Genomic DNA, 14,941 nt, shown 5'->3' with positions numbered 1-14,941 from the left:
AGACTTTCTCCACAGCCTGTAAAGAGGATGCCTTTATAGGGCATCCTCTTTATGTTCAGGAACAAATAGTTCAAGACAATGATATATATTTTCAAATTCCATCGGTGCGTCTCCGCCATATTCACCATCTAAGTTAATCATTAATTTATCTGGTGAATGAACTTTAATTCGATTCGCCTGCGTATATAAAACTTTGGGATTATTAATATGCTCACCGCGCTGAGCTTGTGTTGCTGCTTTAATTAAATCAGCAATAGAACCTTTTTTCAGCACTAATAAGTCAAATAAACCATCATTAATAGACGCATATGGAGCTACTTTTTCAAACCCGCCAACTGAACGCGTATTCGTAATTAAAAACATCGTAATTTCTTCTTCTAATAACTTTCCATCATACTCAATCTCAACATATGTTGGATGTAGGGATGGTAACATTTCAATGCCTTTTAAATAATAAGCAAGTTGTCCGAGTACTGTTTTTAACTTACTTGGTACTTCATATGTTAATTCTGTAATACGTCCGCCACCAGCAATGTTAATAAAATATGTATCGTTCGCTCTACCAAGATCTAGCGGAACTGTCTTACCTTCACAAATAATATCTGCAGCATCTTCAATAGAACGAGGCACACCGATTGCACGTGCAAAATCATTTGTCGTTCCAACTGGAATAATCCCAAACTTCGGACGATGTTCGTTTCCTACTAAACCATTTACCACTTCATTTAACGTACCGTCACCACCTGCTGCGATGACAACGTCAAACTTGCGTTCCGCAGCTTGCCTCGCCGCGACAGTCGCGTCTCCAGGTCCAGTTGTTGCATGACAAGATGTTTCATATCCAGCTTGTTCTAATTTTTGTAGTACTTCTGGCAAGCTTTTCTTAAATAGCTCACGACCAGAAGTAGGGTTATAAATAATTCTTGCTCGTTTCATTATTTATTAGCACAGGAAATTTTTCATTTATAGAAAAAGAATATACCGAACCTTTGTCCAGTACTCCTATGCCTACCTCCTCTCATCTTCCTATCCTTTTTTATCCCGCTCAAACAGGCAGTAAGAACCCGATTCGTGTAGCCCTCCATTAGTAACTTTATTCACTAATGACGGTTTTGCTTTATTTGACCCAAAATTTATCCCGCTATTCGCGGACAGTAATACTCCCACCTCAAAATTTAGTGAAAGCAAAGAAGTTAGGTGGGAGGTAAACTGCCCGTAAAAGCCCGATTGGTTCAACTAATAATCAATGGGAGGATGAAAAAGGCCTCCACTGATTAAAGTTTCACTTTATGTCTATCCATTCTTTCATAAAAAATTTACATATAATAAATAATAATTATCTATTATTTCATAAGATGAAAAACTCTCTATGTCTAGATTTATCATTATTCCCACCTTTTTGCAACTATCATACCATAGTTGCTATACAAACATTGTCTCACATTTGTTAGTTAATCAAACGTTTGTTTNNAAACAAACGTTTGATTAACTCAGAAAAAACACCCAAATATGGGTGTTTTCTCTGTTTAATCTTTACTATTTGAGAGCTGTTTTGTCTAGTTTCAACGGCTAGAACAGTCAGTCGTTTCGCCTCCTCTAACAAAGCAAAAAGTGCTTCTCTGTCGAACGCTCCAACGCCTTCCTGCTCTCACTTTGCTTTATTATCGCTTGTTAATTTCTTCAAGTAAGATTTTGTTAACAAGTGGTGGGTTAGCTTGTCCTTTTGTTGCCTTCATAATTTGACCAACTAAGAAGCCGATTGCACGGTCTTTACCGTTTTTGAAATCTTCAATAGATTGTTCGTTATTATCAAGAATTTCTGTTACAACCTTACGAAGTGTTCCTTCGTCAGAAATTTGAACAAGACCTTTCGCTTTAACGATTTCTTCTGGGTCTCCACCTTTTTCAATTAATTCATTAAATACTTTCTTCGCGATTTTAGAAGAAATTGTACCTTTTTCAATCAATTGAACCATTTTAGATAAACCAGCAGGCGTTAATGCAACGTCTTTTAATTCTTTTTGTTGTTTGTTTAAGTATGCAAGTACTTCACCCATTAACCAGTTTGATGTTAATTTCGCATCAGCACCGTCTGCAACAGTTGCTTCAAAGAAATCAGACATCTCTTTCGTTAATGTTAATACGTGTGCATCATAAGCAGGTAAGCCCATCTCTTCAACATAGCGAACTTTACGTGCATCTGGAAGTTCTGGAATAGAAGCGCGTACTTCTTCTTTCCACTCATCGTCGATGTAAAGCTCAACTAAATCTGGCTCTGGGAAGTAACGGTAATCGTCAGATCCTTCTTTCACACGCATTAAGATTGTTTTCTTCGTTGCTTCATCGTAACGACGTGTTTCTTGCTGAATAATACCACCAGATAGTAGTTCTTTTTCTTGACGAGCTTGTTCAAACTCAAGACCCTTTTGTACATAAGTGAAAGAGTTTAAATTTTTCAGTTCTGCTTTTGTACCGAATTTCTCTTGTCCAACTGGACGAAGTGAAATATTCGCATCACAACGAAGAGAACCTTCTTCCATCTTACAATCAGATACGCCTGTATATTGAATGATTGATTTTAACTTCTCTAAGTATGCGTATGCTTCTTCTGGAGTACGCATATCTGGCTCAGACACGATCTCGATTAAAGGCATACCTTGACGGTTGTAGTCTACTAATGAGTATCCTTCACTTGTATGTGTTGATTTACCAGCATCTTCTTCTAAATGAAGACGTGTAATACCGATACGTTTCTTTTTACCGTCTACTTCGATTTCAATCCAACCATTTTCTCCAATTGGCTTATCAAATTGAGAGATTTGGTAAGCTTTCGGATTATCTGGGTAGAAATAGTTTTTACGGTCAAACTTCGTTTCCGTTGCGATTTCACAGTTTAATGCCATTGCAGCTTTCATTGCAAAGTTAACTGCTTCTTTATTTAAAGTTGGAAGTACCCCTGGATATCCTAAGTCAATTACACTCGTTTGTGTATTTGGCTCCGCTCCGAATTCTGTTGGACTCGCAGAGAAAATTTTCGAATTTGTTTTTAACTCAACGTGAACCTCTAAACCAATAATTGTTTCTAAATTCATCTATGCTCGCCTCCTTACAGACTTGCTTTTTTTGTATGATAGTCTGTTGCTTGCTCAAACGCATGTGCAACGCGGTAAATTGTCGCTTCATCGAAGTGTTTACCAATGATTTGTAGACCAAGTGGCATGTTGTTAGCACCGAATCCACATGGAACAGAAATCGCTGGAACACCTGCTAAGTTTACTGGGATTGTTAAAATGTCATTTGCATACATTGTCATTGGATCGTCCACTTTTTCGCCCACTTTAAATGCTGGAGTTGGTGTTGTTGGCCCAATAATAACATCGTAGTTAGCAAATACATTTTCAAAGTCGTTTTTAATTAATGTACGTACTTGTTGTGCTTTTTTGTAATATGCATCATAGTAACCAGAGCTAAGAGCAAATGTACCAAGCATAATACGACGTTTTACTTCATCACCGAAACCTTCGCTACGCGTGTTTTTGTAAAGATCTAATAAATTATTTACGTTATCAGAACGAACACCGTAACGTACGCCATCGAAGCGTGAAAGGTTAGCAGATGCTTCAGAAGAAGATAATAAGTAATACGTTGCTAGAGCGTATTTAGAGTGCGGAAGAGATACTTCCTCCCAAGTTGCGCCCATACCTTCTAATACTTTTAAAGCAGCTAGTACTGACTCACGAGCTTCTTCGCCAACACCTTCGCCTAAGTATTCTTTCGGTACAGCAATGCGTAAACCTTTAACGTCGCCTGTTAAACCAGCTAAATAGTTACCTACTTCAACATTTGCAGAAGTTGCATCCATACGGTCAATACCTGAAATAGCTTGTAATAAGTATGCATTATCTTCTACTGTACGTGTAATCGGTCCGATTTGGTCAAGTGAAGATGCGAATGCAACTAAACCATAACGAGATACGCGTCCGTAAGTTGGCTTTAAACCTACAACACCGCAATATGCAGCTGGCTGACGGATAGAACCACCCGTATCAGAACCTAGAGAGAATAATACTTCTCCTGCTGCTACAGCTGCTGCAGAACCACCACTAGATCCGCCTGGAACATAGTCTAAGTTCCATGGATTTTTCGTAGCATAGAAACCAGAGTTTTCATTTGAAGAACCCATTGCGAACTCGTCCATATTTAATTTACCGATTGTAATTGTGTCAGCAGCTTTTAACTTTTGTACAACTGTCGCATCATAAACTGGAGCGAAGTTTGCTAATATTTTACTCGCACAAGTTGTACGAAGACCGTTTGTTACAATGTTATCTTTTACACCGATTGGCATACCGAATAATAGACCATTATCCTCAGCGCCAATCTTTGCATCTAATTCTTTCGCTTTCGCGCGTGCATTTTCTTCATCTAATGTAAGAAAAGCCTTTACGTTATCTTCAACATCCGCAATACGTTTGTAAGATTCTTCTACTAAATCCGTAACGGAAATTTCTTTGTTGTTTAATTTCTTATGTAACTCTGATACAGAATGATCAAATAATGACATCGAAATTCCCCTCCTCTATTCTAATACTGCTGGAACACGGATTTGATTATCTTTGTGATCCGGTGCATTTTTTAATACTTCTTCTACTGGTAAACCTTTTTCTGGTACATCTTCACGCATAACGTTTTTCATAGTTAATACGTGAGTTGTTGGTTTTACATCTGTTGTATCTAATTCATTTAACTGTTCTGCAAATGTAACAATTGCATCGAGTTGTTTTTGAAATTTTTCTGCCTCTTGATCAGTAATTGCAAGACGTGCTAAATGTGCTACGTGCTTTACATTCTCAACGGAAATTCTTGACACGGCTAGGCCACCTCCATAATATATCGTTCAATCTACAATACTATTGATGATACCAAATTTTCAGTACTTCAAGCAAGTCAACACATGACACTTACAGCATTTTTACAAAAAAAAAGAAAGGCTTCTGCCTTTCCTCTCAATTTATTCTTTATCTAGCGGTTCTTGTTTCGGTAAACGCTCGTTATCTTCTTCATTATCACGAATTGTTTTTTGCAGTACAAAACAGGACATTGTTAAAAATAATGTACCTATTAAATAATATCCTTTTACGCTAAGTGTTTCATCTAATGTATAAATACCAATTAACATACCAGAAAGCGCACAAACAAATGAAGTCCATGCTAAAAATGTAAACGCTTGGGTATTTCTTCTCCTCATGGTTCTCCCCCTTGCAGCTGTACATCCATAATAGATAAGTATATTACTATGATGGATTTTTATGTTATATAAATCCATTTTCATTTTTCGACATCTAAATCCCTGCTATGTAGACTAAAAAGTAACTTGCACTCGTTTGCTCTTTCTGTCTTTACTTCGCATGTGGCAGGAAAAGGCCCTAACTGCTTCTATGCATGAATAGATGCTCTCTCCCATCTAAAAAGAGGGGTTTTATGTCGTTTTTTAAATTGATATATATATAAATATGTTTATCTGTTTATTACTCTATCACACACATTTTCTATTATAAAGTTTATTTTTTATTTAATCTGAAAAAACAAACAATAATTGTTTGACATTTATTTCAAACATACATACAATAGAAATAAATATTACGAACCTCGAAATATACAGGAGTGGAAATAATTGTTGCAATATGAACATTTTTTAGATTTACTGCTAGATAACGCCAAGAAGCTTTTCTATCCAGAAGAATGGGTAAGCCTTGATTTATCACTTTCTAAAACAGAAGTATTCTGTCTGTTATGGATGGAGCGAAATACAGATATTACAATGACGAAAATCACAGAGCTTCTCGATATTCCAATGAGCACAACGACGGGTGTTGTTAATCGTCTTGTAAAAAAAGGATATATTGAGCGCTATCGTAATGAAAGGGACCGACGTATTGTATTAATTCGCTTAACAGAAGCGGGCGTACAGCTCGCCCAAGAAGTGAAACAAAATGCTGCTCATTACTTTAATCTTGTGACGGAAGCATTATCGGAAGAAGAGAAAGCATTCTTACTGCAAATCGTTCAAAAGATTATGAATCATATCGCCACATCTCAACAAGAACAAGGCGAAAAGCTTCCTACACCTAAGATGAAAAACATTCCGATTGAATAAAGCCCTTTATGGGTTTTTATTTAAACATATATTTCGACACTCGTAATATTCGACTACCGAAACAAAGGGGATGTAAATATGAGAATTATTTTGTATACAGGTAAAGGCGGCGTAGGAAAAACTAGCATTTCAGCAGCAACCGCTCTTCAAAGTGCAAAGCAAGGGTTAAAAACATTAGTGATGAGCACCGATCCAGCTCATAGTTTAGGAGATTCATTCGGCATAAAATTATCTTCTGAACCAAAGGAAATCCGTGAGAACTTATGGGCGCAAGAAATCAATACAATTTATGAAATGGAAAAAGGCTGGGGGAAATTACAAAAATATATTACATTATTGTTCACATCAAAAGCAGCTGACGATATTACAACAGAGGAACTAACGATGTTTCCTGGCATGGAAGATTTAATTAGTTTGCTGCGTGTACTCGATTACTATAAACAAAAAACATATGACGTCATCATTATTGACTGTGCGCCAACAGGAGAAACTCTTGCCATGTTAAGCTTTCCTGATATGCTCGGCTGGTGGATGGAAAAACTCTTTCCGATTAAAAGAAAAGTGTTAAAAGTTGTCCGCCCCGTTGCACAACCACTACTTGGTGTCCCACTTCCTACTGATGATATTATGGATGAATTAACAAACACACTTAACCAGCTAGGAGAAATGCGTGATATTTTATCGAACCGGGAAGTAACAAGTATTCGCGTTGTTGTAAATCCTGAAAAAATGGTTATCAAAGAAGCCCAGCGCAGTTTTACCTATTTGAATTTATATGATTACAATGTCGATGCCATTATGATTAACCGTGTCATTCCTAATACTGTTACGGACTCCTACTTCCAAGCATGGAAAGATGCACAAAAGAAATATAAAGCATTAATTCAAGATAGCTTCCAACCGCTTCCTATTTATGAAGCTCCAATGTTTGAACAAGAAGTAGTCGGCTTACCGATGCTAGAGCGTGTAGGAGATGCTTTATTCAAAGACGATTTAGAACCAACTGCTGTAAAATTTAACGGGCGTACACAATATGTAAAAAAAGATGGGGATGAATATATTTTTGTTCTTTCTATTCCTTTCTCTGATAAAAGTGAACTATCGTTAAATCAAAAAGGTGATGAGCTTATCATTCGCGCAGGCTCTGTCAAACGGAACATTACGTTACCAAAAACATTGACACACTTATCCGTTCAAGGTGCAAAATTTGAAGGAGATGTACTAAACATTCGTTTTGGAGGTGTGGTTCATGCATGAGGAATTATTAAGAAAAGTCATTCGTACGAAAATAGAAGTTGGGATGTATATCCTCGAGGAACTACCAGCTCCAGTTCAACACTCTGCTAAAAAATTTCTAAACATCTTACAAGAAGAGCTTTCTTCTTGTAAGCAAGAAAAAACACAAACTACGAAAAGTAACTTACAAAGTATTATGATTGAATAACAATATATATATATCAATTTCATATTATATCGTCTGTTTACTGGATCATTTTCATACAAGGAGCTATTTTCTTTAACGCTGTTCAACACATTGTTTTATTTTTCGTTTATCGCTCTTACAACCCTGGGATAATATCCGCATTTGTGATTGTACTTTTTTCCCCCTATGCATTCTCACTAGTAAAATTATTAATCAATAAAAAGAAACTAGTCCTTACACTAGTTTTCAGTTTACTCGCTTACCCTGTTATAATTTGGATCACCTTATTTTTAGCCAGCTTCTTTACTTAATAAAAGGACCAGGAAAAAATTCCTGGTCTTTTTCACTCTACCTAACAGACATTGGATTCTATTCTATACAGAATTGGAAGGTACAAAATTAGGGTATCGTCTATTATGTATTAATTATATGTTGAACGAGCTAACAACGGAGGGGGTCCCACTGTTAGTTCATTAAACCCGATATTATTTTGCGATTTTTTCAAGCTCATCAAGTGGAAGATCTACTGAAATGGAACCATTTTTTGTTTCTTTCTTAATTGCGTCTGTTACCTCTTTTGAATGATACAATTCAATTACTTTTTTCAATGTTGGATTGTCTTTATCTTTCGTACGAGCTGCGAAAATATTAATATATGGTTTCGCATTTTCATTTTTTGGATCTTCTAAGAAGATAGGGTCTTTCGCTGGGGCCAAACCAGCTTGGCCAGCAACACCATTATTAATAACGGAAGCTGCTACATCTTTTAATACACGAGGTGTTTGCTGTGCAATAACCGGTGTAATTTTTAATTTTTTTGGATTTTCAGCAATACCGCTTGGATCACCAAATAGACCAAAGTCTTTTTTCAGTTTCAATAATCCAGCTGCATCAAGAAGTTTTAATGCACGTGCTTGATTCGTTGGATCATTGGGAATTGCAATTTCTGAACCATCTGGAATTTCATTTGGTTTTTTATATTTTTCAGAGAATAATCCCATTGGCGCAATTTGAGTTGTACCAATAGCTGTAATATCTAACTTATGCTCCTTTTTAAATTGCTCTAAAAAGGCAATATGTTGGAATGAGTTCAATTCTATATCGCCATCAGCTAATGCCTTATTTGGTGTTGTATAGTCCGAGAACTCTACAAGGTTAATCTTAATTCCTTCTTTTTCAGCCTTTTTCTTTAATATTTCCCAAGCATCTCCGTCCGTTCCAGTTACCCCAATACGAACTACTTTCTCTTTCCCTTTGGCTTCTGCGTCTTTACTTGAACATCCACTTAAAGCCGTAATTCCTACAATCGCTGATAATGCAAATGCTAATATCTTCTTCATTTTCTTTCCCTCGCTTCGTTTTATGATCTACGCAAAAATACTTTTGCAAAATAATTCCCTAAGTTTTGAGCCAATTGTACAAGAATAATAAGTAATACAACTGTCACGAACATAACGGATGTATCAAAACGTTGATAGCCATACGTCATTGCTAAATCACCAAGGCCGCCACCGCCAACAAGACCAGCAACTGCCGAAAATTCAATTAAGCCGACTGTCATAAACGTAACTCCTAAAATTAATGGTGCTAATGCTTCTAGGACAAGAATTTCAAAAACAATTCTTAGTGGTGATGCTCCCATCGCTTGCGCTGCTTCAATCACTCCCTTTGGTACCGAAACAAGGTTTGTTTCAACCATTCTTGCAATCCCGATTGAAGCAACTAGCGTCATTGGAAAAATCGCTGCCGCTGTTCCAATTGTTGTTCCAATCACCGTTCGCGTGATCGGACTTAAAGCTACTAAAAAGATAATAAATGGAATTGGACGAATTGTGTTAATAACAATATTAAGAATAGAAAAGACCAGTTTGTTTTCTAAAAAATTCCCTTTCCTTGTTACATATAAAAGTAATCCCAGGGGTATACCGAGTATTGTAGCAAATATAAGGGTTACAATTACCATTAAGAGGGTATCCCCTGTTGCATCTAAAATACGAGGCCAAAATATACTCCAATCAACTCGCATGACCTTCAACCTCCTTCAATTGTACTTGCAGTCTTAGATGTTGCAGCGCTTTTTGAATCTCTTTCTGTTCTCCTTGCAATTCTACGAGAAGGTTTCCGAATAAAATGTTCTGTAGTTCAATAATATTGCCATAGAGTACATTTACATCCACATTATAGTTTTTAGCAATATACGATAATACTGGCTGCCCTGTCTCTTCACCAGTGAAGGTTAAACGGTAAATCTGTCCACCATTTTGAATTTTCACTAGAACACTTTCTGGTAAGTGATCGTTAATAACTGAGCGAACAAAATTTTGAGTCGTTTTTGTTTTTGGCTTTGTAAAGACATCAAATAGAGTCCCTTCTTCAATTACTTTTCCTTTCTCCATAACAGCTACGCGGTGACATATTTCTTTCACGACTTGCATCTCATGTGTAATGAGCAGAATTGTTAAATTATATTCTCGGTTTACTTTTTTTAATAGATTCAAAATTTCTGTTGTTGTTTCAGGATCTAATGCCGAGGTTGCTTCATCACAAATGAGAATATCGGGTGATGTAGCAAGTGCTCTTGCAATTCCAACACGTTGTTTCTGACCACCTGATAGCTGCTCTGGATAGTAGTTTGCTTTATCTTCTAATCCAACAAACTTCAGCAATTCATTTACCCTTTCCTTTATCTCACCCTTTGGTAATTTTGCTAATTTCAATGGATAAGCAATATTCCCAAACACTGTTCTTGAATTGAATAAATTAAAGCTTTGAAAAATCATTCCGATTCGTTGTCTTAGCTTTCGTAACTCTTTCGTTGATAATAAAGTAATATCTTTATCGTCTATTGAAATCGTTCCTGCTGTTGGTCGTTCCAACATATTCACTAAACGTAACAGTGTACTTTTTCCAGCACCGCTAAAACCAATAATTCCAAAAATTTCACCCTTTTCGATAGATAGCGTCACATCCTCAACAGCGTGAACCGGCTTTCCACCTGATTCATATACTTTACTTACATTTTTAAAAGAAATCATTTCCTTCCCCCCTATGTACTGAAACAACTTGAAGCAGAGCCTTCAGGCAAAACAAAAAGTGCTCTCCTTCTTATCCGCAATAAAGATAAGAAGGAGAGCACTTATATACTCATTCACGTCTTCTTATCTTCCAAGCTTCAATGAGCTTGCTGGAATTAGCACGGTATTAAAAAAATCCGTTGCTGAGGTATCATAGGGCCAGTCCCTCCACCTCTCTGGATAAGAGTGTATCGATTTAATTGTCATTTAATTAAGATTCATTATAAAACCCCGAAAAGTTAGAGTCAATAGAAAAATTAGAAAATATTGTTTTTATTTTTCACCAGGATTATGAAACGGAAATATATTATGCATTTCCATCAAACTTCTTTTCTTATAGTATGCTGGGTCCTTGTTATCCTTCGTACACTCCTGTAAACACCATGTAGGTAATCCTTCACCTTCATTTGGTAAATCATAATCTCCACCCTCTGCATCAGCTAAACGATGCAACACACTATTAAAAGCTAGCCTCGCAATCCAATAAGCGAATAACCCTATCTTTTCTGTTGAAATACCTGCCCTTTCAAAAAGGAAAATATCCTCTGCTAATTGAATAACATTACATGAATACGAAATGAAAACGGAGGACGATAGATAATATGAGAACAGCCCTTTTACTCGTTGACATTCAAAATGATTATTTTCCAAATGGAAGAATGGAATTACGTAACGCAGTAGAAGCTAGCGCATATGCAAGTCAGTTACTACAACATTTTCGGAAAACAAATCAGCCAATTTTTCATATCCAACACGTATCTACCCAAGAGAATGCTACCTTTTTTCTATCTAATACAGAAGGCGTCCACATTCATGAAAGTGTTCTTCCATTAAAAGATGAAACGGTTATCCTTAAACACTATCCAAATAGTTTTCGAGAAACAGATTTACTAGAGCAATTGCAAAGCTTAAATATTCAACACGTCGTTATATGTGGAATGATGACCCATATGTGTATTGATGCCACAGTAAGAGCTGCTTTTGACTTTGGCTTTCACTGTACTATTGTGCATGATGCATGTGCAACAAAAGATCTTCTCTTTAAAAATGCTACCATTCCTGCCGTTTATATCCATAATACAATTTTAGCAAGTTTGCATGAAGTATATGCGAATGTGATGAGTACAGGAGAATTTTTATCCACCTAGAATAAAAAATCATGTCTTCCTCAATTGAAGACATGATTTTTACTGTGATTCACAAACTACCGTAACTTAAAATCTCCCGAACTTGTTTTTACTTTCACTTTATTTTCCCCTGAACCTTTTACTCCAATTAATTTATTCTTTGATTTCTCTTCATATAACAGACCAGGCACATTCAAATCCGATTTACCAGAATCCCCCTCAAAATCAACTCTTAAAGATTCAGGAAGTGCATCAAATTTCATAAGAATATCACCACTCGATGTGTTACACTCTATTTCTCCTTGTAAACTCTTATCATTATATTCAATGTCACCTGATGAAGTTGTGAATGCTACTTCTTTAGAGTGCAAGCCAGCTGCTTTAATCTCCCCACTACTCGTAGTTAGATTTGCCGTTTCAATTTCACTCTTATCTGTCTCAATTGATCCACTAGATGTTTTAGCTGTTAATTTTTCATTTACTTTAGACTGTAATAACGATACATCCCCTGAAGAAGTATTTATTTCTACTGTCTTTGCTTCCACATCCTTTGCTACAAAGTCCCCTGATGATGTGGTTACTTTTACATCTTTGTATAATTCCTTTGGAACTTTAACTTGTAAATTCACGTCTGCAGTAGTTCCAATTCCCCAGCCAACAGAATTCTGATTTTCACTAAATTTAATATTCAATCTATTCTTTTCTTCTTTTACCTCTAATTTACATTTATCTACTAGTTCTTTGCTTATTTCTCCATCCAGTAACACTTCGACATCTTTTGAATCAACTGTAACAATTTCAACATCTGCTGCCGAAGTCTTTATTTCGATTTCATCAACCTTCTCACCAGCTAGCGTTTCTTTTTTATGAATTTCAGTTTTATTAAAAGCCATGCCAAAAACCTTCATTCCCCAGACACCAGCCCCTCCAATAACTAATAATACAAGTGCAGCAACAACAATCTTTTTCATCAACTAACACTTCCTTTCTATTATTGTTCCTGTGCCTTACTATCAACCATTAAAAAACATTTCTAGAATAACCATATCCTTATAACTTTTATTATTCAGTACTATATATTATCTAGTACCTCAATATAGTCAACTAAATCCCAAAACATTCCAATTTAATTTTATCATTTACCATAATTTGTTACAAGATACATCTACTAAAAAATTAAAAAACGCTACTTTCAGTGAGCAAACTAAAAATAGCGTCCTCTTGTCTAACCATAGATTTTCTTTCAAATTGAATTATACAGGAAATTCACAAAAATAATACAGAAAAATATAACGAATGAATTAAATTTTCTGGTGATTTTGTTTCTTTTCATATATTCATATTTTCTTTGGTGAAATGCTACTTTCTATATAGATCCATTTTAATTTTTTGACATCTAAATCCCTGCTATGCAGAATAAAAAGTAACCTACACTCGTTTGCTCNNAATTGATGTATATATAATTAAAATCTTTCAGGAAATAAAAAAGGCCTCCACCATTATGGAGGGCACTGAAAAACTTACGTTTTTCATTCCGTAAAACATATGTGAAACGAAAAAAGGCGACTTTCTGTTCAATTTTGAACGGAAAGTCGCCTTTTTCTTATGTTTTTTTACTTCTTTTCTTTCAGTAAGGTCATGATTCGTTTTAAATTAACAGCGAATATGGTCATCGCTCCTTGCATTTGCATGCCAATGAGACCCGAGGAAGATGCCACATCATACCCGTGTCTATGTTTGAGTTCACTATTTTTCGCTTCAATTTTATAGCGTTCTTTTGATTTTTCTTTGAACAGCTCGCTTTCTTGAAAAATTTTTTGTTTACTATGTTCTGTTGAGTGGATCGTGACTGAATACGATTTTGATTTTGCACCTTCTTTATAACAGCCTTCTTTGAAAGGACATCGTTTACATTTTTCTATGTCAAAGTAATAGGTATCTCTCTGATTTTCACTTACATTTTTCTTTCCATGTCGTGCTTTGCGAATGGCCATATGCCCAGCTTTACACACGTACATNNATTCATCTTCTTTTTGACGTGTACCTTGTGTAATATTTGGGTTTAATTTTGATACTAATTGTAATTTATGTTCGTTCGCATATTGAATATTCCCTTTCTCTGAATAAGCGGTATCTCCAATAATCGTATCGATTTTCATACCTGTTTCCTGACTCTTTTCAATCAATGTTTGAAGGTATTTTCCATCGCTTTTTTCACCGGCTGTAATCACCGCAGCTGTAATGATACGTTCTTCGTTCATCGCAATATGTGTTTTATATCCAAAGAAAGAGGAGTCGGCTGTTTTATGCCCAATTCGTGCATCAGGATCTTGTGAAAATTGAAGATGTTCTTGGTGATCTTCTACAATTTCTTTTAAATAGTTAAGCTTTTCTTTCACATTTGGATATTTACGAATCACTTCTTCTTTTTCTACCGCTTCAATAACCTTTTGACAATATTCGAGTTCGTCACCTAAGTCATTCGTCGTTGTTTTAGGTGGGAATTTTTCTTTCATTCCTTCATCAATTTGATAAACCGCTTTGCGGAGTAGTTTTGATTTCTCCATTAAAAATTCTTTCGGCGATTTTTGATTGAAGCGTGCTTTTGTATGCGTAGCGTCAACAATAATAGAGTTACTTTGAATCAAATCCTTTTCCAGTGCAATTTCCACTGTTTTTTGGATGAGCATGTCAAGTAACCCTACATCTTTTAAACGAAGCTTGCGAAACTTCGTTAATGAACTAGGGTCGATCACTATATCTTCTGGTGCCATATCTAAGAAATATTTAAAAGACATGTCATATTTTGAGCGTTCGACAACATCTACATCGGATAAATCAAAAATGGATTTTAACAATAAATATTTGAACATACGAACGGGCGGCACTGCATTGCGACCGTTATCGAGACAATATTTATCCTTCAATTCTTCTAAAACAAAAGAAAAATCAACCATTTCATTAAATTGACGAAGCATATTGTCTTTTGGCACGACGATATCGTAAATCGCCATGAATGGACTAAGGTTAAGAGATTGTTGATTGGAAATCATCCGAGACACCACCTAGAATTAGTACAACCATTATACATGAAAAAAGTGAAAGCTTCCTCGTTGAAATCGAGGAAGCTTTCCATTTTTAAACTATGAGGACTTTTTCA

At 35.9% G+C, this 14,941-nt stretch carries 15 protein-coding genes, 1 pseudogene and 1 riboswitch; of the genes and pseudogenes, 5 read left to right on the top strand and 11 right to left on the bottom strand.

Going from position 1 to position 14,941, the window contains the following annotated elements; all coding sequences use genetic code 11:
- Positions 1-33: 33 nt before the first annotated feature.
- The 5 genes from COO03_RS22820 to COO03_RS22800 form a co-directional block, all read right to left on the bottom strand.
- Positions 34-939: a diacylglycerol kinase gene (locus COO03_RS22820; protein ID WP_097899317.1), complete on the bottom strand. Its 906-nt coding sequence runs from the start codon at positions 937-939 to the stop codon at positions 34-36.
- 722 nt (positions 940-1,661) lie between these two features.
- Entirely contained in the window at positions 1,662-3,092 is a 1,431-nt protein-coding gene (gatB, locus tag COO03_RS22815; protein ID WP_097899316.1) for an Asp-tRNA(Asn)/Glu-tRNA(Gln) amidotransferase subunit GatB, read from the bottom strand.
- 14 nt (positions 3,093-3,106) lie between these two features.
- A complete protein-coding gene (gene gatA / locus COO03_RS22810) occupies positions 3,107-4,564 on the bottom strand; it encodes an Asp-tRNA(Asn)/Glu-tRNA(Gln) amidotransferase subunit GatA (RefSeq protein ID WP_097899315.1) in 1,458 nt (485 codons plus the stop codon).
- Positions 4,565-4,579: 15 nt separating this feature from the next.
- On the bottom strand, positions 4,580-4,870 hold the full coding sequence (gatC, locus tag COO03_RS22805) for an Asp-tRNA(Asn)/Glu-tRNA(Gln) amidotransferase subunit GatC (protein WP_000086999.1): 291 nt from the start codon (positions 4,868-4,870) through the stop codon (positions 4,580-4,582).
- A gap of 141 nt (positions 4,871-5,011) precedes the next feature.
- Entirely contained in the window at positions 5,012-5,248 is a 237-nt protein-coding gene (locus COO03_RS22800) for a YiaA/YiaB family inner membrane protein (protein ID WP_097899314.1), read from the bottom strand.
- A 426-nt stretch (positions 5,249-5,674) separates the two neighbouring features.
- Here COO03_RS22800 and COO03_RS22795 point away from each other — a divergent pair, with 426 nt between their 5' ends.
- The 4 genes and pseudogenes from COO03_RS22795 to COO03_RS22780 all read left to right on the top strand — a co-directional run.
- Entirely contained in the window at positions 5,675-6,157 is a 483-nt protein-coding gene (locus tag COO03_RS22795; RefSeq protein ID WP_097899313.1) for a MarR family winged helix-turn-helix transcriptional regulator, read from the top strand.
- A 78-nt stretch (positions 6,158-6,235) separates the two neighbouring features.
- Positions 6,236-7,414, top strand: a complete 1,179-nt coding sequence (locus tag COO03_RS22790; protein ID WP_097899312.1) for an ArsA family ATPase — start codon at positions 6,236-6,238, stop codon at positions 7,412-7,414.
- A complete protein-coding gene (locus tag COO03_RS22785) occupies positions 7,407-7,601 on the top strand; it encodes a DUF3926 domain-containing protein (RefSeq protein WP_097899311.1) in 195 nt (64 codons plus the stop codon). The genes COO03_RS22790 and COO03_RS22785 overlap by 8 nt, the downstream gene beginning before the upstream one ends.
- Positions 7,602-7,603: 2 nt before the next feature.
- Positions 7,604-7,891 (top strand): annotated as a pseudogene (locus COO03_RS22780) (HXXEE domain-containing protein); the annotation flags it as partial.
- Between the two features lie 174 nt (positions 7,892-8,065).
- Here the strand turns inward: COO03_RS22780 and COO03_RS22775 are convergent.
- The 4 genes from COO03_RS22775 to COO03_RS27210 form a co-directional block, all read right to left on the bottom strand.
- Positions 8,066-8,920 (bottom strand): MetQ/NlpA family ABC transporter substrate-binding protein, encoded by an 855-nt coding sequence (locus COO03_RS22775; RefSeq protein ID WP_097899310.1) that lies wholly within the window; start codon positions 8,918-8,920, stop codon positions 8,066-8,068.
- 20 nt (positions 8,921-8,940) lie between these two features.
- Positions 8,941-9,606: a methionine ABC transporter permease gene (locus tag COO03_RS22770; protein ID WP_097899309.1), complete on the bottom strand. Its 666-nt coding sequence runs from the start codon at positions 9,604-9,606 to the stop codon at positions 8,941-8,943.
- Positions 9,596-10,615 (bottom strand): methionine ABC transporter ATP-binding protein, encoded by a 1,020-nt coding sequence (locus COO03_RS22765; RefSeq protein WP_097899308.1) that lies wholly within the window; start codon positions 10,613-10,615, stop codon positions 9,596-9,598. Before COO03_RS22765 ends, COO03_RS22770 begins: the two co-directional genes overlap by 11 nt.
- Before the next feature lie 120 nt (positions 10,616-10,735).
- Positions 10,736-10,841, bottom strand: a riboswitch (SAM riboswitch).
- Positions 10,842-10,927: 86 nt separating this feature from the next.
- The gene (locus COO03_RS27210; protein WP_097899307.1) at positions 10,928-11,110 is read right to left on the bottom strand and encodes a hypothetical protein; all 183 of its coding nucleotides are present in this window, start codon (positions 11,108-11,110) and stop codon (positions 10,928-10,930) included.
- 146 nt (positions 11,111-11,256) lie between these two features.
- On the opposite strand from COO03_RS27210, the gene COO03_RS22755 reads away from it, so the two are divergent.
- Positions 11,257-11,802 carry a cysteine hydrolase family protein gene (locus tag COO03_RS22755; protein ID WP_097899306.1) on the top strand — a complete coding sequence of 182 codons (546 nt, stop codon included), beginning with the start codon at positions 11,257-11,259 and terminating at the stop codon, positions 11,800-11,802.
- Between the two features lie 56 nt (positions 11,803-11,858).
- Here the strand turns inward: COO03_RS22755 and COO03_RS22750 are convergent, their stop codons facing one another.
- Both COO03_RS22750 and COO03_RS22745 read right to left on the bottom strand, forming a co-directional pair.
- On the bottom strand, positions 11,859-12,752 hold the full coding sequence (locus COO03_RS22750; protein ID WP_097899305.1) for a DUF4097 family beta strand repeat-containing protein: 894 nt from the start codon (positions 12,750-12,752) through the stop codon (positions 11,859-11,861).
- 642 nt (positions 12,753-13,394) lie between these two features.
- Positions 13,395-14,834: an IS1182 family transposase gene (locus COO03_RS22745; protein ID WP_097899304.1), complete on the bottom strand. Its 1,440-nt coding sequence runs from the start codon at positions 14,832-14,834 to the stop codon at positions 13,395-13,397.
- Positions 14,835-14,941 lie beyond the last annotated feature (107 nt).

This window comes from Bacillus sp. AFS098217 (assembly GCF_002551815.1).
In the GTDB taxonomy this organism is placed as follows: Bacteria; Bacillota; Bacilli; order Bacillales; family Bacillaceae_G; genus Bacillus_A.
The sequence above is the reverse complement of the archived record's forward strand: the minus strand, read 5'-3'. Positions and strand labels throughout refer to the sequence as shown.